General features: G+C 62.9%; 17 protein-coding genes and 1 tRNA gene. 3 read left to right on the forward strand and 15 right to left on the reverse strand.

Translation table 11 applies throughout. The annotated features are described in order from the left end of the window. Positions 1 to 13: 13 nt before the first annotated feature. The 10 genes from msuE to NKK50_RS25215 all read right to left on the reverse strand — a co-directional run bounded on the left by msuE (position 14) and on the right by NKK50_RS25215 (position 9,868). Complete coding sequence (gene msuE, locus NKK50_RS25170) at positions 14 to 583, reverse strand: FMN reductase (RefSeq protein WP_031204125.1); 570 nt, start codon at positions 581 to 583, stop codon at positions 14 to 16. Between the two features lie 792 nt (positions 584 to 1,375). After that, positions 1,376 to 2,614 (reverse strand): Zn-dependent hydrolase, encoded by a 1,239-nt coding sequence (locus NKK50_RS25175; RefSeq protein ID WP_023834049.1) that lies wholly within the window; start codon positions 2,612 to 2,614, stop codon positions 1,376 to 1,378. Next, complete coding sequence (locus NKK50_RS25180; protein ID WP_023746260.1) at positions 2,611 to 3,459, reverse strand: BtpA/SgcQ family protein; 849 nt, start codon at positions 3,457 to 3,459, stop codon at positions 2,611 to 2,613. Before NKK50_RS25180 ends, NKK50_RS25175 begins: the two co-directional genes overlap by 4 nt. Continuing rightward, complete coding sequence (locus NKK50_RS25185) at positions 3,456 to 4,367, reverse strand: ribokinase (protein WP_352543990.1); 912 nt, start codon at positions 4,365 to 4,367, stop codon at positions 3,456 to 3,458. The genes NKK50_RS25180 and NKK50_RS25185 overlap by 4 nt, the downstream gene beginning before the upstream one ends. A gap of 6 nt (positions 4,368 to 4,373) precedes the next feature. Continuing rightward, positions 4,374 to 5,144 (reverse strand): glutamine amidotransferase, encoded by a 771-nt coding sequence (locus NKK50_RS25190; protein ID WP_023672474.1) that lies wholly within the window; start codon positions 5,142 to 5,144, stop codon positions 4,374 to 4,376. 29 nt (positions 5,145 to 5,173) lie between these two features. Beyond that, positions 5,174 to 6,262: a phosphotriesterase family protein gene (locus NKK50_RS25195; protein WP_023746258.1), complete on the reverse strand. Its 1,089-nt coding sequence runs from the start codon at positions 6,260 to 6,262 to the stop codon at positions 5,174 to 5,176. 1 nt (position 6,263) lies between these two features. Further along, positions 6,264 to 7,274 carry an ABC transporter permease gene (locus NKK50_RS25200; protein ID WP_023746257.1) on the reverse strand — a complete coding sequence of 337 codons (1,011 nt, stop codon included), beginning with the start codon at positions 7,272 to 7,274 and terminating at the stop codon, positions 6,264 to 6,266. Continuing rightward, positions 7,271 to 8,071: an ATP-binding cassette domain-containing protein gene (locus tag NKK50_RS25205; RefSeq protein WP_023713118.1), complete on the reverse strand. Its 801-nt coding sequence runs from the start codon at positions 8,069 to 8,071 to the stop codon at positions 7,271 to 7,273. Before NKK50_RS25205 ends, NKK50_RS25200 begins: the two co-directional genes overlap by 4 nt. A 94-nt stretch (positions 8,072 to 8,165) precedes the next feature. Further along, entirely contained in the window at positions 8,166 to 9,062 is an 897-nt protein-coding gene (locus NKK50_RS25210; protein ID WP_352543991.1) for an ABC transporter substrate-binding protein, read from the reverse strand. Positions 9,063 to 9,250: 188 nt separating this feature from the next. After that, positions 9,251 to 9,868: a cupin domain-containing protein gene (locus NKK50_RS25215; protein ID WP_023672469.1), complete on the reverse strand. Its 618-nt coding sequence runs from the start codon at positions 9,866 to 9,868 to the stop codon at positions 9,251 to 9,253. A gap of 178 nt (positions 9,869 to 10,046) precedes the next feature. Here NKK50_RS25215 and NKK50_RS25220 point away from each other — a divergent pair, with 178 nt between their 5' ends. Beyond that, entirely contained in the window at positions 10,047 to 10,256 is a 210-nt protein-coding gene (locus NKK50_RS25220; protein ID WP_023701801.1) for a hypothetical protein, read from the forward strand. Positions 10,257 to 10,704: 448 nt separating this feature from the next. Here the strand turns inward: NKK50_RS25220 and NKK50_RS25225 are convergent. Together NKK50_RS25225 and NKK50_RS25230 are read right to left on the reverse strand one after the other, a co-directional pair. After that, positions 10,705 to 10,781: transfer RNA gene (locus tag NKK50_RS25225), tRNA-His, on the reverse strand. A gap of 347 nt (positions 10,782 to 11,128) precedes the next feature. Further along, complete coding sequence (locus NKK50_RS25230; protein ID WP_023746256.1) at positions 11,129 to 11,587, reverse strand: phasin; 459 nt, start codon at positions 11,585 to 11,587, stop codon at positions 11,129 to 11,131. A 324-nt stretch (positions 11,588 to 11,911) separates the two neighbouring features. Here NKK50_RS25230 and NKK50_RS25235 point away from each other — a divergent pair, with 324 nt between their 5' ends. Further along, positions 11,912 to 15,916 (forward strand): PAS domain S-box protein, encoded by a 4,005-nt coding sequence (locus NKK50_RS25235; protein WP_352543992.1) that lies wholly within the window; start codon positions 11,912 to 11,914, stop codon positions 15,914 to 15,916. Between the two features lie 265 nt (positions 15,917 to 16,181). On the opposite strand, the gene NKK50_RS25240 is transcribed toward NKK50_RS25235, so the two are convergent. After that, positions 16,182 to 18,146 (reverse strand): acetoacetate--CoA ligase, encoded by a 1,965-nt coding sequence (locus NKK50_RS25240; protein ID WP_352499484.1) that lies wholly within the window; start codon positions 18,144 to 18,146, stop codon positions 16,182 to 16,184. A 365-nt stretch (positions 18,147 to 18,511) separates the two neighbouring features. On the opposite strand from NKK50_RS25240, the gene NKK50_RS25245 reads away from it, so the two are divergent. Next, complete coding sequence (locus NKK50_RS25245) at positions 18,512 to 20,365, forward strand: AsmA family protein (protein ID WP_352543993.1); 1,854 nt, start codon at positions 18,512 to 18,514, stop codon at positions 20,363 to 20,365. 42 nt (positions 20,366 to 20,407) lie between these two features. On the opposite strand, the gene NKK50_RS25250 is transcribed toward NKK50_RS25245, so the two are convergent. Both NKK50_RS25250 and NKK50_RS25255 read right to left on the reverse strand, forming a co-directional pair. Continuing rightward, a complete protein-coding gene (locus NKK50_RS25250) occupies positions 20,408 to 21,226 on the reverse strand; it encodes an ABC transporter permease (protein ID WP_023669326.1) in 819 nt (272 codons plus the stop codon). Continuing rightward, the gene (locus tag NKK50_RS25255) at positions 21,223 to 22,188 is read right to left on the reverse strand and encodes an ABC transporter permease subunit (protein ID WP_031195899.1); all 966 of its coding nucleotides are present in this window, start codon (positions 22,186 to 22,188) and stop codon (positions 21,223 to 21,225) included. Before NKK50_RS25255 ends, NKK50_RS25250 begins: the two co-directional genes overlap by 4 nt. Positions 22,189 to 22,193 lie beyond the last annotated feature (5 nt).

Genomic DNA, 22,193 nt, shown 5'->3' on the forward strand with positions numbered 1-22,193 from the left:
CTTTTTGGTTGGCTCAGCCGACGCGCGCTGCGGCGGCGGCATTTGCATGGTTGGAATTGAGCAGTGAAACCGCTTCGGATGCGGCCCGTGAAATGCGTTCGCGTATCGCCTCGCCGACGATTTCGGCGCCGATGAAATCGTCGGGCGCCCCATAGACGCCGGTCGGTACGGTGACGGCGCCGAAAAAGCCGAATAATGGCCGCAACTGATGTTCGAGAACCAGGCCATGGTATGGACTTCCGCCTGTCGCCGCGAGAAGCACGGTCTTGCCGGCGAGCGCGCGATAGTCGACGAGGTCGAACAGGTGCTTGAGGGCGCCGGTGTAGGAAGCCCGATAGACAGGCGTTCCGACCACGAGCAGATCGGCCTCCTCGACACGCTGGATAATCGCTTCGCCGGACGCGCCGAGGGCGCCACGGGACAGTCCGACAAAAAGCGAAGGCGCCGCCTCGGTGATTTCGATCAGGCCCGTGTCTGCCGGGACGCGCAGCGCGACGTCCTTGACCAGCGCGTTCACCACCGCGGTTGTTCGCGATGGCGTGCTTACGCCGCCGGATATTCCGAGAACCGATAGCCTTGCCAACTCGTCAATCTCCCAGACCCTGCATGCGCATCGGTCATTTCCAAACCGGGGCAGACGATATTCGACAAAATCTATAGAGATAAGGAACGACGTTTCGATTTTTCGCCTTTGGCGAGAAAAATCCGGTTCTGCTAATGTGCGGTAGCAACGTCCATCTGGCGATGGCCGGGAAGGATCAAAACGGCTCGCAGTCATCTATCGACATTTTTGAAAGCGCCGATGCCGGGCAATAAGGATCGTTGCCATGATGCCTGGCGTCGCCGTCGCGCAATACTACGAAGCGGCTTCCCTTGCCGGCGACATCACCAGTTTCTGGGTGCCCAATCGGGATTGTCTCTTTCCATGGTGTGCGACATTGGCTTTAGGATTAGCCGCAGCGACAGTTGGGACACAGGCATCCTTGTGGACGCCTCGAGTGCGACAACGTCCAGCAGCGCTGGACGGCTGGACGGCGCCAGTTGCTCGCGATCGACACGGGCAAGCTCTATGGCGGGCGTGGGGATTTCCTGCCGGTGGCCGAGGCGATAGCCAGCAGATCGTCCATCTCGGTAAGTCGACGAGATCGTCACCGCCTATCACCCACGGCGTCAATGACGGCCCAGGGATCTGGTGGGCTTTTCTGCTGGGTCAGGTGTTGAATGTGGGCCGATCGTACGTCCGCGATCAATCCGCCGCAGCTCGGCGGCCTTGACCACCCGTTGCAGCCCGCCGACGTCACGAAATGACGGACGGGCACCAGGAAGTCCCACGGGTTGCCTCTTCACGCCAGCACGCCTGTGCCACCGTCGCTGCCTAAGAGGCGGCGACGGTGGCCGCTTGAAGCAGAACCCGCGCGCCGGTAACCGCGTGGGCAGGCTCCACATATTCCGCCTCGTTGTGGCTCAGCCCGTCACGGCACGGCACAAAGATCATCACGGCAGGCGCCACCCGGGCGAGGAACAGCGCGTCATGGAATGCACCCGAGATCATCTGTTTGTGCGGCAGCTTTAGGGTATTGGCGGCCTCCTCGACGGTTTTGACCATATCGGGAGAGAATGCCGCCCCCGGCATGTCGAACGACCGACTGATCGTTACCGTGCAATGCTGAGCTTCTGCCTCCGCCGCGCACACCTGGCGCAGTTCTGCTTCGATGGCATCGAGCCGCTCTACCCGCGGATGCCTGATATCGACGGCGAAGACCACAGACTGCGGTATGGCGTTGATCGATCCCGGCTGGGCGGTCACCCGGCCCACCGTCAGCCTTGCCCTGCTGTCGAACGGCATGATCGTCGTCTGGAGCTTGTGAATCGCGGCAACGGCCGCGACCATCGGATCCCTACGGTAGGCGAGGCCGGTTGTACCGGCGTGACCGGCGGCGCCCTCAATGCAGACCTCCAGCCAGCGCGTACCTTGCACGGCTGTGACGATACCGATCGGCAACCGCTCCTTTTCCAGCGATGGTCCCTGTTCGATATGCAGCTCGATGTAGCCGGATATCGGCATGCCGAGGGGGCGAAGGGTTGCCTCTGGCAAGGCGGAGATCGTTGCCCCGAGCTCCTCTGCGAGGGACGCACCGTCGCTACCGACTATGGACTGCCATGCGCAAATGTCGGCTCCGGTGAAGGCCATGGAGCCCATGACACCCGGCGTAAACCGGCTGCCCTCTTCATTGGCCCAGGCGACGACCTCCATCGGCATCCGAGTCTCGGCCCTCGCGTCCTCCAGCGCTTCGAGCGCCTCGAAGGCGGAAAGCGTGCCGAGCGCTCCATCGAAGCGCCCGCCGGTCGGCTGGCTGTCGAGGTGGCTGCCGATAAGCAGCGGCGGCAGGGTGGCATCCGTGCCCTCGCGGCGGATGAAAAGGTTTGCCATGGCGTCCTGGAAAACCGCGAAGCCGCGCGCGAGCGCCAATTCCGCCAACAGGCGCCGGGCGCCGCGATCCTCGATGCTGAACGCCTGTCGGTTTACGCCACCGGCTGGCGTCGCGCCGATCCGGGCGAAGGCATCGAGCCGGCCCAGCAGCCGCTCGCCGTCGATCTCCGGCACTAAAGTCACCGCTTGAGGCTGCGGATGAAGGCCTTCACCCGTTGCGGATCGACCTGATTCCACCACACTCCATCATGTTTCAGCGAGCTGGCGACAATGACGCCGTCGACGATGTCCAAGATATCATTGGCGTTGTCGGGTGTCACCCCGCTGCCGACAAGCGTCGGCAGTCCGGCGGCGTCCTTGATCATCCTGATGTAGCTGAGGTCGGCGGCGTGGCCAGTGCGCTGGCCGGTGGCGATCACCGCGTCGGCATCGAAGAACACGAGGTCCTTGACCTGCTCCTCGATCGGCCGGTCGCCGACGATCGCGTGGGCGCCATGCTTGACATGCGCGTCGGCGAAGATGCGGATACCGTTGGCCCGAAGCCTAGCGCGGAAACGCATGGCGCGCGCCGCTTCGCCTTCGATAAAGCCCTCGTTGGCGACATAGGCGTTGGCCCATTGATTGACGCGCACGAAGGAAGCACCGGAGGCACTGGCGATCGAAAGCGCGGGAATGGAGGCATTGGCAAGCACATTGATGCCGATCGGCCGGCCGAGTTCTCTGCGGATCCGGTCTGAGACGACAGACATGTAGGCGGAGGTTTCCGGCCCGATATCATCCGGCTTGGAAAACGGCACGTCACCATGGTTTTCGGCGATCACGCCGTCACACCCTCCCTGCAAATAGGCTTTGGCGTCGTCGAGGCCGCGTTGATAGATGGCCTCGATCGCCTCGCCATGGTAGCGCGGCGCCCCCGGCAGGGGGGCGAGATGAACCACGCCGATCACCACCTTGCTCCTGCCGAAGATCGACTGCAGCACATCATCCGCGACTTGGCCAATGGGTTTGGAGTTAGGGGAATTTGTCATGCGGTTTTCGCTTCCGTCGTTTCCATAAGCACTTTCATTTCCCGTCTGTCGGGGCAGGAACCGAGCGTGCCGGCGCGCCCGACCGAGATGGCTGCGGCGCGGACCGCAATCCGCGCTGCCGCGGGGAGCTCCATGCCGGCCGCAAGGCAACCAGCGAGGCAACCGCAAAAGACGTCGCCCGCGCCGCTGGTGTCTAGCACGGCCACCCTGGGCGCCGCGATCCGGTCGATCCGTCCTTCGCCATCGGCGACAAGGCAGCCGAGTGCGCCAAGCGTCACGATGGCAGCGCCGGCGCCCTGACGGATCAAGTCGCGGGCCGCCATGGCAGGGTCGCCAGCCCCGGTCAGTTGCGCCGCTTCGCCCGCATTGGCGATGACGACGCTGACGTCGCTCAAGCCCGGTGTGTGGTCGGCCGCAAGCGGGCTCGGATTGAAGATCGTCATCGCTCCCGCGCCCCGCGCCACCTTCAGGCAAGTGGCCGTCATATCCGGAGCCAGATTGCCCTGAAATACCACGATATCGCCGCGTTCGATCGCTCGGGTAAAACCGCTGTCGGCCATAGGATTGTACGCGGCGGCGCAACTGGCTCCGGTGACGATCAGGTTCTCGCCCCGCGCATCGACCATGATCGTTGACCGATCGCTGGGCAGTGGCAGCACCGCCAGATGGCTGGCATCGAGATCGCGGCTCAACTGCTCTGCGATCCAGGCTCCGGCGGGATCGTTGCCGATCGCGGCACGGAAGCGAACATCGGCTCCGGTGCGCGCCGCGGCCACCGCCTGGTTCGCACCCTTGCCGCCAAGTCCGTCAGCATGTTCCGATGCGTTCAGCGTTTCGCCCGGCTGGGGAAACCGCTCTAGCCGAAACGTTGTATCGACACAGACATTGCCGACGACATGGATGCTCATGGCTTGCTAGTCCTTGGCCGTAGCCCAGCCCAGCATCTGTTCGAACAATGTCTTGTAGCCATTCCAGGCGATGAAGCCCGGCGGCAGCCAATGCGGCCCTACATCCGAGGTCCAGGCGACAGTGCGGCCCCGGCCATATTTGCCGGTCACCAGCAGTGGCAGCGAACGGTAGTCGGAGGACACGGTGGCGAGAACTTCCGAACCATCCTTGACCGTGACCTCGTTGAAGCCAAGCAGGATTGGCCAGTCCTTGCCGAGGCCCTTGAGGATCGGATGGGTCTGCGGTCCGACGACAACCGGCGCATAGCCCTCTGGAACCTCGACACGGTCGTCCACCGGCAGGCAGATGACCGGCAGAACGTCCTCAACCGGCGTCTTGTGATAGCGCGCGCCGCCATTGATGCCCTGGAAGCTGTAATAGCCGCCGAACATCAACAGACCGCCGCCATTGCCGACATAGTCGCGCAACAGGCGCAGCCGGTTCGGCGTCGGTTTGGAGTGGATCCAGGTATCGGGGTGAAGCAGCAGCGTGTTGGCCCCCAGATCGGAGAGCACGACCGCGTCATAGGCCGAAAGCGCTTCCATGGTCTGCGGGAAATTCCGCTGTGCCTCATGCGCTGGCATGAAGGTGACGTCGAACAGGCTGTCCTTCATCGCGGCCAGCAACTCATCGGCACCGGTGTGATAGGTCACGGTGGGAAACTGATCGAAGCCTTTGATGTGGGTCGCGGTCGAGACCCAGGACTCGCCTGCGAGAAGAACCTTCTTCCTGGACATGTAGTCTCCCTATCTTGTTTTGGAGCGGCTCAGAGGCCCTCGGCGAACACAGTCTTTGGATTGTCGATGAGCATCGTGTCGATTGCCGACTGCTCGACACCATGGCGTTTCAGTCTCGGCACGAAATGCTTGAGGATGAAGCCGTAGCCGAAACCGCCGAAGCGGGTCAGCATGATCTTGAGAAAGACGTCCTGCGACAGCAGAATCCTGTCGAGCAGTCCCATATCGATCAGCGAGCGGATCGCCCGCGCATTCTGCTCGTCGGACGGCGACTGCGCATCCTGGTCGGCATAATAGAAATCCATGCCGATCATGTCGTATTCCAGGAAGGCGCCACGCGCGGCGAGGCTTTGCTGGTAGGCAAGATCGTTGTGGCTGGGGTTCATGTGGCAAAGCACCGTATGCCGGAGATCGGCGCCTTCTGCCTCGACCACGTCAAGCACATCATGCGCCAGCCGCTCCCAGCCGGGCAGATGAATCGTCAGCGGCACGCCGGTCATCTTGGCCGCACGGGCGGAGGCCCGCAGCGACTTGCGCTCCTCGTCGGTAAAATCCTTGCTGACGCCAACCTCACCGATAATGCCGGCAATGATTTCGGGCTGCGCCGACCCGCCGCCGACATCATTGACGAGGAATTCGGTGACGTCGTCAACGTCCATCGCTTTCAGCCAGACGGGATGGGTGTGCTGCAGGTAGAAGCCCGTCCCCATGACGATCCGCAATCCAGAGGCGCGGGCGATGCGCGCCAGCTTCACCGGATCGCGGCCAATGCCAATGTTGGTCGCATCCACCACGGTATGGCCGCCGAGCGCCCGGTATTTCGCCAACTCCGAAAGGGCTAGGTCGCTGTCGTCGAGCGAGACGTTGTCGCGGTTCATGTAGGGGTTCATCCGCAACTCGCCGATGATCTCCATGCTGACCGGCTGCTCGCCGATCTTCTTCTCGTCGGGATGGCAAGGGCATTTCCACGACGTCGCGCCATCGAGCAGTATGTGTTCATGCATCAGCGTCACGCCCATATCGGCAATCGCAACCGGGCCGGTAACGGTCATCACCGTGCCGGAGCGAACACCGATCGGTGGCCGTTCCCTTGGCTTGTCGTCGAACAGATGATCCATGTCAGCGGCTCCGCGTTGCGCCCTTGAACAGCCGGAAATTCAGCCAGATGGCAACGAGGATGATCGTGCCGGTAACGATCGGCGTCAGGAAGGGCGACATATGCGCAAGGATCAAGCCGTTGCCGATGACCGCGACGGTCAACGCGCCGAGCACAGTGCCGATGATCGTACCGCGCCCGCCGAACAGACTGGTGCCGCCAAGCACCACGGCGGCGATGACATCGAGCTCGAAACCCTGGCCGGCATTCGACGAGCCGGAACCGAGCCGGGCGGCGAGGATGATGCCGGCCACCGCCGCCGCCATGCCCGACAGGATGTAGACGAAGAGCGTCATGAAGCGCGTATCGACACCGGCTCGGCGCACGGCCTCTGTATTGGCGCCGATGCCGGTGACATAGCGGCCGAACGGCGTCTGGTTGAAGGCGAGATAGGCAATGATCAGCACGACAAGGGCGAGCAGCGCCGGTACCGGCACGCCGAGAAACCAGGCCCTGCCGATGTTGACGAAGAAGCTGGTCGGTTCGACCGGGATCGAATAGCCGCCGGTGATCAGCAACGCCACGCCGCGGATGACGGAGAGCCCGGCAAGGGTGACGATGAAGGGCGGTATCCGCTCGTAGGCGATGAAGAAGCCGTGCAAGGCGCCGATCGCAGCACCAAGCGCCAGCATGGCGATGACGACCAGCGGCCATGGCAGGTCGGCCTGCAGGAAAACCGCCGACAGCGTTGCCGTCAGCGCCAGCACGGAGCCGACCGAGAGGTCGATGCCGCCGGTGGTGATGACGAAGGTCATCGCGGCCGCAACGATCAGCAGCGGCGCCGACTGGCGCGCGATGTTGAGCAGATTGGGCGTCGTCAGGAAGGAACCGGTGATCAGCGAGAAGACCACGCAGACGACGATGAAGAACAGCGCAATCGAGACGACGCTGCCATTGGCTAACGCCACATCCTTCCACGTGCTGTTGTGAGCGCGTTTGGGCGAGGCGCCAACACCGGCGGAGGTAACGTTCATGGTTGGACCCCCTCATCGCGGCTTGCGCGGGCCGAGCGCGCGGTGAATTTGCGGCCGACGATCAGGTTGACGACCTCCTCGATGCTGGTCTCGCCGATCTTGCGCTCGGCGACATTGCGGCCTTCGTACATGACCTGGATACGATCGCAGACCAGGAACAGGTCCTGCAGGCGATGGGTGATGAGGATGACGCTGACACCACGGGCGCTGACGGCGCGGATGAGTTCCAGAACCGCCTCGACTTCCGCCACCGCAAGGGCGGCCGTCGGCTCGTCCATGATCAGCACCGAGGGGTCGAAAGAAGCGGCGCGGCCGATGGCGATCGACTGGCGCTGGCCGCCGGAGAGGTTTTCGACCTTGAGCTTGGTATCGGCAATGACGATGCCGAGCCGGTCGAGCATCTGGCGCGTCTCGCCATGCATGCGCTTGTTGTCGAGAAAGGGGACGCCGAGAACGCGGCGACGCGGTTCGCGGCCGAGGAAGAGATTGCCCGCCACATCCACCGTGTCGCAGAGCGAAAGGTCCTGGTAGACCATCTCCACCCGTGCGGCGCGGGCATCGGCCGGCGACGAGAAAGACACCGCCTTGCCATCGATCTCGATGGTGCCGGCATCAGGAATTACCGCACCGGACAGGACCTTGCTCAAGGTGGATTTGCCGGCGCCATTGTCGCCGACCAGGCCGAGCACTTCGCCAGGCTTCAGGTTCAGCGAGACATCGTCCAGCGTCTGGATAGGGCCGTACCGTTTGGAAATACCGGTCATCCTGACGCGGTAGGTCTCGCCATCGCTCATCATGGTCCAATTCTCTGGGCGCGACATGTTCAATCGGTCGCCGGGCTGCGCAGGCAACCCTCGGGTCAATGCGCAGCCCAGCGGTCCGGGGAGGATACTACTTGAACATGTCCTTGAACTGGCCGACATTTTCCTTGGTCACGATGGTGATCGGAACGTTGATGATCGGGTCGATCTTCTCGCCCTTCTTGAGCTTGACGAAAGCTTCGATGGCAGCCTTGCCTTCACCGGCCGGATCCTGCTGGACGACAGCGACCACCCAGCCCTCTTCGAGACCCTGCACCGCCGACTTGGTCAGGTCCCAGCCGAACACCTTGACGTCGCCCGTACGGGCCTGGCTGGAGACGGCGGAAACCGCGCCGAGCAGAGCCGGCTCGCCGGTCGCGTAAAGCGTCGTCATGTCAGGATTGGCGGTCATCAGGTTTTCGGAGGCGGACAGGGCGACGTCCTGGACGTTCTGGCCGTCGACCGTGTCGAGGAAGGTGACCTTCTGGCCGCTGTCGGTGACAGCCTTCTTGAAGCCGTCGAGGCGCTGGTTCTGGATAAACGAATTGAGCGCGCCAACGACGCCGATCTTGGCGGTGCCGCTCAGCTTAGTCTTCACGTATTCGGCGTAGGACTTGCCGATATCCTCGCCTGCCTTGGTGTTGTCAACGCCGACGAAGGCGACGTTGTCGCCATTTGGGATCTGCGCGTCAATGGCGATGACCGGAATGCCGGCGGCTTTGGCCGCGGTGATGGCCGGCTTCACACCGTTGACATCGATGGCGACGAGAATGATGCCGTCGACCTTCTGGGTGATGTAGTTCTCGATGGCGTCGTTCTGCGCGCTTGGTACATTGTTGGCGTTGAAGATGACGAGGTCCACGCCGGCAGCCTTTGCGGCAGCCGTTGCGCCGTCATTGATCTGGTTGAAGAACAGGGCCTGCTGGTTGATGGTCACCAGCGCATAGGTCTCGGCCATGGCGGAAGCAGAGCCGAGGGCGAGGGTCATGGCGATGGCTGCGGCGCAGCCTGAAAGGAGATCTTGGTAAGACGCATTCCGGTTCCCCTTGGTTTTCTCGAAAAGGCCCTTGATCGGGCTCACCTGGCGCCTGAGCGCAGAGCATATTTCAAGATGCTTGATTTCTTGTCAAGTGACTTGAATTGGCATCAACGAAGACAAATGAGGGACTCGCCCGATCAGAATGTTGCCGGCGTGTTCACCCAGAAAATGCTGGCGCGTTCGTCGCCGACATTGCGGTACCAGTGCGGCAGTTCGGAATTGAAGACGAAGGAATCGCCGGCCGACAGGCGAAACGTCTTTTCGCCGACCATCAATTCGATCGCACCTTCCAGGAGGTAGCCGACTTCCTCGCCAGCGTGCTGGATCGGGCCGGCGCTCTCACCTCCCGCCTCGATGTGATGGATGTTGCACTGCAGGAGATGGCCGGGCGAATACGGAATGACGCGCTCGAGCGAAATGCCTTCGCCGCGCCGAAGCGGATCGAGCGCGATCAACGGCCGCGATCCAGCCCGAAAGACGATGCCTTCCTCACCATCGGATTCCTCGAACATCCAGCCAATGTTGGTGCCAAGCACCTCGACAAGCCGGTGCAGCATGGGAAGCGAGGGCGAGACCTTGCCGTTCTCGACCTTGGAAAGCAGGCTTTCAGAGCAGTTCGCGGCGGCAGCTAGCGCCTTCAAGGTCAGCCCACGCGTCTGCCGGGAGAGTTTCAACCGTATGCCGAGCCGCAGAAGGCTGGTGGCGGTCGAGCGCTCGTCGCCGCCCTTGCTGTTTTGGGTGTCCATCTTGTTCATTTGGGGACGCGAACATCTCCGCTGGTTGGGCTGACTCGTAAAACTGATCCCAGGCGTTGTCCATCCTGTGAAAAACGGACGATGCATCCAATCGACTCGGCTGGGCTTTTCAAAACCATCATCCCCGACCAAACGCTACGACGCCTTCGTGATTCATTGCGGTTGAAAGGAGACCGCGATGGGCAAGCCGCTACCGCTTGAGTTGCGTCAGCGCGTTGTGCGTATGTCGATGAGGGGCATGGTCACCGCGAGGCAGCGCGCCATTTCCGCGTTTCGCCTCGCTTGTGAACAAGACGCACTCTGCCAAGCACTCGGCGATATCTGCCACCTGTTCGAGCCAGCTGAATGCAGAAACTTCTTCAAGGTTGCCGGATACGAGGCTAATTAATCGTGACACGCTTTAGCTGAGCGTGAGCAAGGACGGAGGCTGGTTCAACCCATCGGGACGGCGGCGACCACCCATCTCCTGAAGCCGCAGATCGGCCGGCTGCCGAACGGCATCGATCTCTCCAACAGCGTCGAGAACGAGTATCTGTGCCTTAAGCTACTGCAAGCGTTTGGCGTTTCCGCCGCCCAGGCGCAGATCGCTGACTTACCGATGGTGACGTGGCGGGTGCTCCGATCGTGCGCTCGACCCTCTGCAGGATCGTGTCGAGCGGCTCGGCGACCGGAATCTCGGCAAGCGGCCGATAAACGAACCCCAGCGATTCGGCGCGCTTGATCGCTTGGCGGTATCGGGCGCGCGCCCCGTGTGGATTTTCGCCCAGCATCAAAGCGCAACCAGGACGAAGCGTTCGCCAAAGTTTTCCAGTGATTCAAACAATCGGGAAGGTCGGTGGTACCGTTGGCTGGGATCGAACCAGCGACCTCCGGATCCACAATCCGGCGCTCTAACCATCTGAGCTACAACGGCACGTTCGCCTGAGCCAGATCGTGGTGAAAATTCATTCTCCGAGATCCGCTCTGTCGTTCGGCGATGCGTCCAATACGGTCTATCAGAGACTAATTCAAGGCCTTTGATAAGGCAAAGCCGGTTCTGCCAACAGGCGCCGGTTTTCTTCGGCAAAAGAAAAAGGCCGGCGGGAGGAGGTGCCGGCCTTTTCCTGTTACGAGCCAGCGGGAGGAGGTGCTGGCTGGTCACCCCGGAGAGCAGAGGGAGGAGGTTCCACTCGCCGGGTATTCATTTGGACAACTCTATCGCACACCTATTTGTCTGACGAAATGCGACGTTTTGATGCATCGCAGAGTTGTGCGCAATTGTTAGGCGGCCTTGATGTCCTTCAGGGCCTTCTCGAAAGCGGTCTTGACCGGCTTGGCGACGTCTTCGGCAGCCTTCGAAGCAACAGCCTGGAAGTCCTTGGCCTGCTCGACCGTGGTCTCGACGCGCTTGCGCAGGAAGGCGGTCTGCAGTTCGACCACTTCCGACAGCGACTTGGCGCCGATGAGGGCCTCGAGATGCGAGAAGCCGGCTTCGGCATTGGCGCGCAGAGCGGCGATGGTCTTGAGCGACAGGTCGCTGGAAACGGTCTTGGCAGTCTCGAAGGTCGATTCCAGGACTTTCTGGGTCTCTTCGGCGCCGGTCTTCAGCTTGGAGTAGGCTTCCTTCGACTGCTCGACGCCCTTTTCGGCGAAAGCGCGGATCTGGTCGGTTGCCTTGGAAGCGTCGAAGCTCGGGAATTCGACGTTTTCGATGGTCTCAGCGGTCTTGGCCTTGGTCATTTTCCATCCTTTCGGGGTAGCGGCTTTGACAAAAAGCCGTCTCGTTCATGTATGATGGCAATATAGCGGTTTTTTTGTGCGATGCAATATGTTTGTTGCAGTGCACCATAAATTTCTTCCCATGCGTCACCCAAGAGGTTATCCAGGGACATTCCGAGAGGCTGTTAACCAAGTGGCCAGAGATTCCACCTGCTTCCCGCCATGGCTTGTGGACCTTCGCCGCGCGGGCTTTTATTAACAAAGCGTTAACTGCAAATTGCCCGCCTTGTAGGTTCGCCAAGAGGGGTTCGCCAAGAGGTTTCACCGAAAGGGTCCGCCAAGCGCATGCCTTCCGAGAACTACTCTTTCCTCGATGTCGCCGTGCTTGATGCGGTTCGCCAGCGCTTCGCCGCCGGCGACGCGATCGCGATTCTGTCGGCCGACCTCGAACAGGTGATCTGGGCCAACGGCCCGGGCGCTGCGGTGTTCGGCTATCCCGATATCGAGGCCATCATCGGCGCCTCGGCTCAGCTGCCGCTGATCGCCAGGCGCCAGATCATGGCGACCGCGGGCTTCCCGCAGATCGGCAGCGACCGCGCCATTACGGTACGGCTGGCGACCGGCATCACCAGCCGCGCCGTCGGCTTCCTGGCCAGTGCGGTGACTATGCCGGACGGCGAAAGCGCCATTATGCTGGTGGTGCCGGCAGCGCAGGCCGGCTCGCGCAGTGCTGCCGACATTGCGGCCCGCGCCATCAGCGGCTTTACCGAAGACGGCCATTTCATCGCCTTTGTCGACGCCGCCGGCACTGTCGAGGCGGCTTCGGATGGCTTTGGCGCGCTCGCCATCCGGCCTGAGACGCTGGCCGCGCTTGTCGCCGACGTGGCGAGCCAGGACGACCGCATCGTCAAGCGGCTGGTCCCCGGCGGCGCAAAGTCCTATCCGGCCGGCTTCGCGCGCCTGACCGAGTCCAGGCATCTGCTGGTGGTCATCGACGAGGATCAGCTCGGTGAGGAAAATCCTGTCGGCGAGCTGGATGCCGAACCTGCTGCAGCGCAGGTCGACGATGGCCCGGCGCAAGCCGCCGCGGAGAACGCGGTAACGGTGGATGCGGTGGCTGACCACCCCACCGCAAGCGGGAATCAGGGCGCCCCACTCGCGGCCGCGCCTGATGTCGGGGAGACAGGTCCGGCTGCCACCGAGCATGATGCTTCGGCGTCAACCGATACAAAGGCGGACCATCGCGAGCAGACGACCGGCCGCGAGCAGGCGGCGAATGACAGCGCGCCGGCGCAACATGATCATTGGTACTTCCATGCCGGCGAAGAGCCGCAGGCGGGCGAGCCGGACAGCCCGGCGCAGGCCGAGCCGGACTCTGTTTCCCCGGCCGAGAGTGCGCAGTTGGACAGCAGTGCCGCTGCGCCCGCCCTGCCGTCCGACGCAGCCCCACCGGCTGCGCCTCCCGCCAAACGTGAGGTCGACCGCTCGGCGCCGCCGCTGCGCTTCGTCTGGCGCACCGACGCCGACGGCAAGTTCAGCGCGCTGTCGCCGGAATTCGGCGACATTGTCGGCAAAGCCGCCGCCGACGTGATCGGCCGCCGCTTCAAGGACGTCGCGACAACTTTCGGCCTCGACGCCTCGGGCGAGATCGCGGGCCTGCTTGAACGGCGCGACACCTGGTCGGGCCGCTCGGTACTGTGGCCGGTTGCCGGCTCCGACCTGAAGATACCGGTCGATCTGGCAGCACTGCCTGTCTATGGCCGCAGCCGCGCCTTCGAAGGTTTTCGTGGTTTCGGCGTCGCCCGCGCCGGCGATGCGGTGGTCGATCCGGAAGCAATCGGCATGGCGCTGGTCCCCAATGGCGCGCCACCGGCAGCAGCCGAGCCGGCCCCGGAACAGCCCGTGGCGGAAGCTCCCAAGGCGGCCGATCCGTTCGAGGGCGAAGTGCCGGCACTGACCATCGTGCCGAAGCAGGAACGTCGTTTTGCCGACAAGGTCATCCGGCTGGCCGAGCATCGGCAGCCCGCCAGCGACAAGCAGCCGACAAGCGAGAGGGGCCTGTCGACGCTGGAGCGCAGCGCTTTCCGCGAAATCGGCGAGCGGCTGAAGAAGGGCAATCCCCCGCCGGAGCAGCCGGAGACTGCCAAGCAGGCCGAACCGGCCAATCCGGATCAGGTAATGCCAGACCAGGCCAAGGCAGATGAGCCCAAGCCGGATCATGTCGAGGCGGACCAGGCTGAAACAGCCGCGCCAGCCCGACAACCCGCCGAGGTCTCGAGTCCGGACGAAGCCGGCCCGGCTGCCGTGGCTGAACCATCGGCAGCCGCACCCGAAAGCGAAACGGCTGAGGCCGAACCGCCGGAAAGCGATGCCGAGGACGAAAAGGACCTGACGCGGCTTGACGGCGAGCAGCCGGACGACGGCCTTGCGGACAGCGAAGCAGGCGAGGCGAAGGCGCCGACAGTGTCGCGCTCCCTGCTCGACTATGCCGATCCCGAACCAGGCTCCGTCACCGAAGACAGTACGGAAGCAACGTCGTCCAACGACGAACTTGCGCCGGCTTCCGAACCGGATGATACGCAAGCCCAAGAGATCGTCGAGGCCGCAGAGCCACAGCCGGTTGTTGCCGAGACGCCGGCCAATGCCGGTGAAGACGACAGCATGACGTCGGCCGACTTCCGCGATGCCGAGGACAATGAGGATTGGGCGCCGTCCGACGAGGCGACCGATTCCGCCGTGGAAGACGGGGACAAGGCCGGCGATGCGGACACAGTGCCGGCAGAACCACAGCGCCTGAAAGTGCCGCCGCTCAAGCTTGAGGGGTTCATGCCTTCGGCATTCTCGGCCGGAGATGAACACAAGGCCCCTGACACGTCGATCCTCGGCAAGCTGCCGGTGCCGCTGCTCATCCATTCGGGCGACGAGCTTCATTACGCCAATGAGGAATTCCTCGGCCTGACCGGCTATGACACGCTTGAGGACCTGAGCGACGCCGGCGGGCTCGACGCGCTGTTTGCCGATCCCTATTCAGAAATGGCCGGCGAAAGCGACCACACACTCAAACTGAAGACGCGCGAGGGCCAGGAATTTCCGATCGAAGCCATTTTGCGTTCGGTGCCGTGGCGCGCCGGCAAGGCGCTGATGCTGGTGGTGCGACGTACCGGCGACAACGAGCCGCCGATGGTTGCGCATCTCGCAGCCGACGAGCAGACGCAGCCCGATGTCTCCGAACTCAAAGCGCGCATTGCCGAGATGCGCACCATCATCGACACCGCGACCGATGGTGTGGTGTTGATCGGCCGCGACGGCGACATCCGCTCGATCAGCCGGCCGGCCGAGGCGCTGTTCGGCTTCGACAGCGACGACGTCACCGGTAAACCGTTCGCCTCGCTGTTTGCCATCGAAAGCCAGCGCGCGGCGCGCGACTATCTGAGCGGCCTGTCCGAGCCCGGCGTGGCGAGTGTGATGAACGATGGCCGCGAGGTGATCGGGCGCGAGGCGCAAGGGCGCTTCATCCCGCTGTTCATGACCATCGGCAGGCTGCCCAATGACAGCGGCTTCTGCGCCGTGGTGCGCGACATCACGCAGTGGAAGCGGGCCGAAGAGGATCTGACCCAGGCGCGCGCGGTGGCCGAGCGCGCCTCCTCGCAGAAGACCGATTTCCTCGCCCGCATCAGCCACGAGATCCGCACGCCGCTCAACGCCATTATCGGCTTTTCCGAGCTGATGGTGGACGAGAAGTTCGGCCCGGTAGCCAATGACCGCTACCGCGACTATCTCAGAGACATCAACCGCTCGGGCAACCATGTGCTCGATCTCGTCAATGACCTCCTCGACATTTCGAAGATCGAGGCCGGCCAGCAGGAAATGGACTACGAGGCGGTGTCGCTCAACGATACGCTGGCCGAGACGGTGGCGATGATGCAGCCGCAGGCCAACCGCGAGCGTGTCATCATTCGCTCCAGCTTCGCCTCGCGACTGCCGGAAGTCGTCGCCGACCTCAGAAGCGTGCGCCAGATCGCGCTCAACATCCTGTCCAACGCCATTCGCTATACGCAAGCCGGCGGACAGGTGATCGTGTCGACCGCCTATGAAACCTCCGGCGACGTTGTCATGCGGGTGCGCGATACCGGCATTGGCATGAGCCATGCCGAGATCGAGCAGGCGCTGAAGCCATTCAAGCAGATCAATGCGCTGAAGCGCGGGCGTGGCGACGGCACCGGTCTCGGCCTGCCGCTGACCAAGGCGATGGTGGAAGCCAACCGCGCCCGCTTCACCATCACCTCGACGCCGGGCGAAGGGACGCTGGTCGAGGTCGCCTTCCCGTCGACGCGGGTGCTGGCCGAATAGGGCCGGCCATTCCCGGGCGAGAATCCCGGACAAAGAAAAGGCGTCCAACAGGACGCCTTAAATGGGATTTGCTGTCACAACGGGGGCTTGAGCGAATCTGATCCTCAGGGGACGAGGAACGGGATTTCTCCCTCAAGTTACGTGCGACTATCGGCGCCGGGCCTTAACAACTCCTTACCGGCCGTCCAAAAAATTTACGAATGTGTACCACTCATGAAATCTAGGTAAATTCGACCGACATATCTGGTTAACCATCCCGGCCGCGTCACTCAGCCAGCTGCGGCAGGTTCCTGAACAGCTCCAGCGCCTCTGGATTGGCCAACGCTTCCTTGTTCTTGATGGCGCGGCCATGCACCACGTCGCGCACTGCAAGCTCGGTGATCTTGCCCGATTTGGTGCGCGGAATGTCGCTGACGGCGACGATCCTTGCCGGCACGTGGCGCGGGCTGGCGCCGCCGCGGATCTTGGAACGAATGCGCTTTTCCAGATTCTCGTCCAGCGTCACGCCGGCGGCCAGCCGCACGAACAGCACGACGCGGACGTCATTGTCGAAATCCTGACCGATGCACAGCGCCTCAAGGATCTCCGGCATCTGTTCGACCTGATTGTAGATCTCCGCCGTGCCGATGCGCACACCGCCCGGATTGAGCGTCGCGTCGGAACGGCCGTGGATGATCATGCCGCCATGCGCGGTCCATTCGGCGAAGTCGCCGTGGCACCAGACATTGTCGAAGCGCTCGAAATAGGCCGCATGGTATTTCTTGCCCTCAGGATCGTTCCAGAAGCCGATCGGCATCGACGGGAACGCTTTTGTGCAGACCAGCTCACCCTTTTGCTCGCGGATCGGCTTGCCGTCATCGTCCCATACATCGACAGCAAGGCCGAGGCCGGGACCCTGGATCTCGCCGGTCCAGACCGGTTGCGTCGGTACGCCGAGCACGAAACAGGAGACGATGTCGGTGCCGCCGGAAACCGAGGCCAGATGTACGTCCTTCTTGATGCCGTCAAAGACGAAGCGGAAATCCTCCGGCGACAACGGTGAGCCGGTCGAGGAAATCGCCCGCACACTCGACAGATCATGGCTGCGGATAGGCTTGAGCCCGGCCTTGCGCACGGAATCGATGAATTTGGCCGAGGTGCCGAAAAAGGTCATCTTCTCGGCATCGGCGAAGCTGAACAGCACATTGCCGTCGGGGTGGAAGGGTGAGCCGTCATAGAGCAGCAGCGTGGCGCCCGAGGCCAGGCCCGACACCAGCCAGTTCCACATCATCCAGCCGCAGGTGGTGAAGTAGAAGAAGCGGTCGCCTTCGACGAGCCCGGCATGCAGCCGGTGTTCCTTGACGTGCTGGACCAGCGTGCCGCCGGCCGAATGGACGATGCATTTGGGAATGCCGGTGGTACCTGACGAAAACAGGATGTAGAGCGGATGCGCGAACGGCAGCCGCTCGAACGTGACCGCTTTGGCGGTAAAGGGTGACAGCGCCTCTTCGAGCGCCACGGCCTTGTCGATGATCGCTGCGATATCGCGCGAGGTACCGAGATAGTCGACGATCAGGACCTTGCGGACGGTTTCGAGCTTCGCCGCAACGGCAGCGATCTTGTCGGCTACCTCGATTGCCTTGCCATTGTACCAATAGCCGTCCGGCGCAATGAATATGACCGGCTCGATCTGGCCGAAACGGTCGAGCACGCCCTGCTCGCCGAAATCGGGGGAACAGGACGACCAGACCGCGCCGATGGAGGCGGCCGCCAGCATGGCGGCGACGGTTTCCGGCATGTTGGGCATCATCGCCGCGATGCGGTCGCCCTTTTTCACCTTGAGCGACAGGAAAAGCTGCTGAAAGCGCGAGGTCAGCTGGTGCAGTTCGTTCCACGACAGCCGCCGCTCGATCTTGCCCTCGCCGCGAAAGACGATCGCGTCACCGGAACCGGTCTTCTTCAGCAGGTTCTCGGCGAAGTTCAGCGTCGCATCGGGAAAGAACGATGCGCCGGGCATCTTGTCGCCATCGACGAGCACCGTCCCATCGGTCCCTTTGTCGCCGACAATGCCGCAAAAGTCCCACAGCAGGCTCCAGAAGCCTTCGCGATCCTCGACCGACCAGCGGTGCAGTTCGGCGTAGGAGGTGAAGGATGTGCCGCTTTTGGCCGCTGCTGCCTTCATGAACGCGGTCAGTGGTGCTGCGTCGATCTGCTCTTGCGTCGGAGTCCAGAGCGGTGCTTCGGCAGCCATGATCGATCCTCCTTGAAGCCGGTCGGCGTCGCAAGATAGATATGCTTTTGTTTTGATGCACGTCGTTGTCCCGGAACCGCTGCACTCTTCCGGGCGACATGCACTAGCCTCAGCTTTACAGGCGCCGCTGTCCCAAAAACGCCGCGCCTCGTAACAGGCTGAAGCTGCATCGCTTATGCCTACCACCGTGCGGCAGAGCAAGATTTTGTTCCGCTAAACTCGGCCATATGTGCGCAATTGCCATCGCCGGGCCATAAAGACTTGAAATGCCTCAGCCCTAAGTCGTAGTGACGGCTGGAAGGCGTGGTGACGACTGGCGGTTACACCCGTCAGGCGTTTATCGGAATGAAAGCAACCGGGGCAATATGCCATCACCTTTGATCCGGCGCGGAATATGGGCGATCGGCGTTGCCGTGCTCGTCATCGCGCTGGTCGTCGCCGCTCTGCCGCTGTTTGCCTCGACCCGGATCGTGCGCGATCGCATCGCCTGGGAGATGAGCGCGTGGAGCGGTTTCAGGGTCACCATCGCCGGTTCGCCGCGCATCGAGGTGTGGCCGAAGTTCCGCGCCATATTGAGCGACGTCACGCTGTCCCAGTGGACCGAGACCGACGCGCCGCCGGTGATCGAGGCCGAACGGGTCGAGGTCGACCTGTCGGCCATGGCGGCGCTGCAGGGCGATGTGGTGTTTTCGACGGCGCGGCTGGTGCGGCCGACGATCCGGGTCCAGCGCGCCGCAAACGGCATATTCCTGCCCGCCATACCAACGGGCGGACGCATCACCCGCTCCATCGACACGGCGCGCGGCGTGGTCAACGCCGATCCGACGAAGCCGGACCTGAGCAAGCTGCCCGCCGATCCGTTCGGCACAGTGGAATTCAGGGACGGCCGCATGGTCGCCTCCATCGGCGGCAAGGACGTCGAATTGTTGACCAGCCTGTCCGGCCAGGCGAGCTGGGCAGCGATGAACAGCAACGCGACCTTGTCGGCGACCGGAATCTGGCGCGGCGAGAGCGTCACCGTCGATGCCGCCTCGGCCAAGCCGCTGGTGCTGTTTGCCGGCGGCGCCGCACCGGTCACGTTTTCGTTCAAGGCAGCGCCGGCCAGCTTCTCGTTCGACGGCACGGCCAGCATGTCGCAAAACGCCTATTTCGATGGCCAGGCGAAATTCGCCGCGCCCTCGCTACGGCGCGTGCTGGAATGGTCGCAGGCCGGCATTGCTCCTGGTACGGCGATCGGTTCGGTCTCGATTTCGAGCAAGATCACGGCGACCGCCGGCCGCGTCAAATTCGAAAACACCGCGGTGACGCTCGACAACAACCCGGGAATGGGGGCGCTGGATTTTTCGTTCGGCGACGCCTTGCCGGTGATATCAGGCACACTCGCCTTCGATACGCTCGACCTCAGGTCGCTGTTTTCGGCCTTCACGCCGCTGGCACCGACCGGCGAGACCGGTCCCGGCGAAATCGACACCAGCTTCGCCGACCGGATCAATCTCGATCTGAGGCTGTCAGCGGCACATGCCTCGGCCGGCGCAATCCAGCTTGCCGACGTCGCCGCCACGGCGCAGGTGAAGAACGGGCTTGCCGTCTTCGATATCTCCGATGCGTCGGCCTTTGGCGGCAACGTGCAAAGTAGCCTGCGTTTCGACCGCAAACCGGAGGGCTCGCAGGTCGAGATCCGGCTGCTCGCCTCCGACATTGACGGCGCCGCTTTCGGCACCGCGGCCGGAATGACGCGGCTGGTGCCGGCCAGCACCGGCACTGTCTCGGTCATTCTCAAAGGGCCGGGCAAATCCTGGGACTCGATCTTCGAGAACGCGGACGGCTCGGTCTCTGCGACGTTCGGGCCGGGCGCGCTGAGCGGGCTCAATTTGCCGGCATTTCTGAAGCACACGGAACAGGGCGGCTTCTTCGCGCTCGACGACGTCTCGGACGGGACACTGCCGATGGACGGCGCCGAGCTCAAGGCCACCATCTCGAAGGGTGTGGCAAGGCTGGACAAGGCCGAGGCCAATTCGGCGAAATACAAGGTCTGGCTGTCCGGCATCGCCTCTTACGGCGGACGCGGGCTGGCGCTTTCGGGGGGTGTCACCCAGGCCGACCCGGCAGCGGCACCGGTCAATGGCCAGCAGGGATCCAACCAGTCGTCATTCTTCGTCGGCGGCACCTGGAGCACGCCGTTCATCTCGCCGATCAGCCGCGGCGTCTCAGGCGAATAGGCGGACCCTTACCGGGACCGCCCTATCCCTCGTTTGACGCAATCAACCGCGCTGCGCGGCCTGTTCGTCGAGCTGGCGTTGCACCTCACGCCGCTTGTTGGCGACCGAAGCGATGATGACGCCTACCGCCACGACGGCGATCAGGATGGTGCAGGCGGCGTTGATTTCCGGCGTCACGCCGAGACGCACCTGGCTGTAGATCTTCATCGGCAGCGTGGTGGCGCCAGGCCCGGAGGTGAAGGAGGCGATGACCAGGTCGTCAAGCGACAGGGTGAAGGCCAGCATCCAGCCGGAGACGATGGCCGGCATGATGACCGGCAGCGTGATCTGAAAGAAGGTCTTTACCGGCGTTGCGCCGAGGTCCAAGGCAGCTTCTTCCAGCGAACGATCGAACGACACCAGGCGCGACTGCACGACGACAGCCACGAAGCACATGGTCAAGGTGATGTGAGCAAGCGTCACGGTCAGGAAGCCACGGTCGAGACCGACGGCAACGAACAGCAGCAACAGCGACAGGCCGGTGATGACTTCCGGCATGACCAGCGGCGCAAACACCATGCCGGAAAACAGGATGCGGCCGCGGAAGCGGGTGTAGCGGGTCAAGGTCAGTGCTGCCAGCGTGCCGAGCACGGTTGCCACAGTGGCGGAGATGACACCCACACGCGCGGTCACCCAGGTGGCGTCCATCAGCCCCTGATTGTGGAACAGCGAGGCATACCATTTGGTCGAGAAGCCGCCCCAGACGGTGACCAGCTTCGACTCGTTGAAGGAGAAGACGATGAGCAGCACGATCGGCAGATAGAGAAAGGCAAAGCCCAGCACGACCGAGGTGACGTTGAAGCGGCTCCAGGTGGCGTTCATTTGTCCTGCTCCTGGGCGCGTGCCTGGGCCTGCTGGAAGAGCATGATCGGCACGATCAGGAGCAGCAGCAGGATGACGGCGACGGCCGACGACACCGGCCAGTCACGGTTGGCGAAGAATTCATTCCACAAGGTCTTGCCGATCATCAGCGTCTGCGAGCCGCCGAGCAGATCGGGAATGACGAACTCGCCAACCGCTGGAATGAACACCAGCAGGCAGCCGGCGATGACCCCGGGCAGCGACAGCGGGAACGTGATCTTCCAGAAGGCTGATGTCGGCGGGCAGCCGAGATCCTTTGCCGCCTCGATCAGCGAGTAATCCATCTTTTCCAGCGACGAATAGAGCGGCAGCACCATGAATGGCAGGTAGGAATAGACGATGCCGATGAAGATCGCCGTGTAAGTGTTGAGGATGATCAGTGGCTGATTGATGATGTGCAGCGACAACAGCATCTGATTGAGCAGACCCTCGGGCTTGAGGATGCCGATCCAGGCATAGACGCGGATCAGGAACGACGTCCAGAACGGCAGGATAACCAGCATCAGCAAGGTCGGACGGATCGTCGCCGGCGCGCGGGCCATGCCGTAGGCGATCGGGAAGCCGACGAGCAAGGTCAGGATCGTCGAGACAGCAGCGATGATAACACTGGTCACGTAGGCTTTGAAGTAAAGCGCGTCCTGCGTTAGCCAGACATAATTGTCGACGCTGAGTTCGCGGAAGCGGACAAAGAACCCGGACACGCCGTCCCTGAAATCGAGCGCCGGCGTGTAGGGCGGCATGGCGATCGCCGACTGCGACAGCGAAATCTTGAAGACGATGATGAACGGGATGAAGAAGAAGAACAGCAGCCAGAGATAAGGCACGATGATGACGAGCCGGCTGACAAAGCCGGCACCGAGCCGCATCAGGAACGGTTTGGCCGCGGCCGATGGACCGGCGTCGGTGAGTGCAATGTTGGACATGGCCG

This window comes from Mesorhizobium sp. M0001, assembly GCF_040324255.1.
Classification (GTDB): domain Bacteria; phylum Pseudomonadota; class Alphaproteobacteria; order Rhizobiales; family Rhizobiaceae; genus Mesorhizobium.

Coding starts and splice junctions, on each gene's coding strand:
- NKK50_RS25180 (WP_023746260.1), bottom strand. CDS start 3,459: ATGACAAATTCCCCTAACTCCAAACCCATTGGCCAAGTCGCGGATGAT.
- NKK50_RS25185 (WP_352543990.1), bottom strand. CDS start 4,367: ATGAGCATCCATGTCGTCGGCAATGTCTGTGTCGATACAACGTTTCGG.
- NKK50_RS25190 (WP_023672474.1), bottom strand. CDS start 5,144: ATGTCCAGGAAGAAGGTTCTTCTCGCAGGCGAGTCCTGGGTCTCGACC.
- NKK50_RS25195 (WP_023746258.1), bottom strand. CDS start 6,262: ATGGATCATCTGTTCGACGACAAGCCAAGGGAACGGCCACCGATCGGT.
- NKK50_RS25200 (WP_023746257.1), bottom strand. CDS start 7,274: ATGAACGTTACCTCCGCCGGTGTTGGCGCCTCGCCCAAACGCGCTCAC.
- NKK50_RS25205 (WP_023713118.1), bottom strand. CDS start 8,071: ATGATGAGCGATGGCGAGACCTACCGCGTCAGGATGACCGGTATTTCC.
- NKK50_RS25210 (WP_352543991.1), bottom strand. CDS start 9,062: ATGACCCTCGCCCTCGGCTCTGCTTCCGCCATGGCCGAGACCTATGCG.
- NKK50_RS25215 (WP_023672469.1), bottom strand. CDS start 9,868: ATGAACAAGATGGACACCCAAAACAGCAAGGGCGGCGACGAGCGCTCG.
- NKK50_RS25220 (WP_023701801.1), top strand. CDS start 10,047: ATGGGCAAGCCGCTACCGCTTGAGTTGCGTCAGCGCGTTGTGCGTATG.
- NKK50_RS25230 (WP_023746256.1), bottom strand. CDS start 11,587: ATGACCAAGGCCAAGACCGCTGAGACCATCGAAAACGTCGAATTCCCG.
- NKK50_RS25235 (WP_352543992.1), top strand. CDS start 11,912: ATGCCTTCCGAGAACTACTCTTTCCTCGATGTCGCCGTGCTTGATGCG.
- NKK50_RS25240 (WP_352499484.1), bottom strand. CDS start 18,146: ATGGCTGCCGAAGCACCGCTCTGGACTCCGACGCAAGAGCAGATCGAC.
- NKK50_RS25245 (WP_352543993.1), top strand. CDS start 18,512: ATGCCATCACCTTTGATCCGGCGCGGAATATGGGCGATCGGCGTTGCC.
- NKK50_RS25250 (WP_023669326.1), bottom strand. CDS start 21,226: ATGAACGCCACCTGGAGCCGCTTCAACGTCACCTCGGTCGTGCTGGGC.
- NKK50_RS25255 (WP_031195899.1), bottom strand. CDS start 22,188: ATGTCCAACATTGCACTCACCGACGCCGGTCCATCGGCCGCGGCCAAA.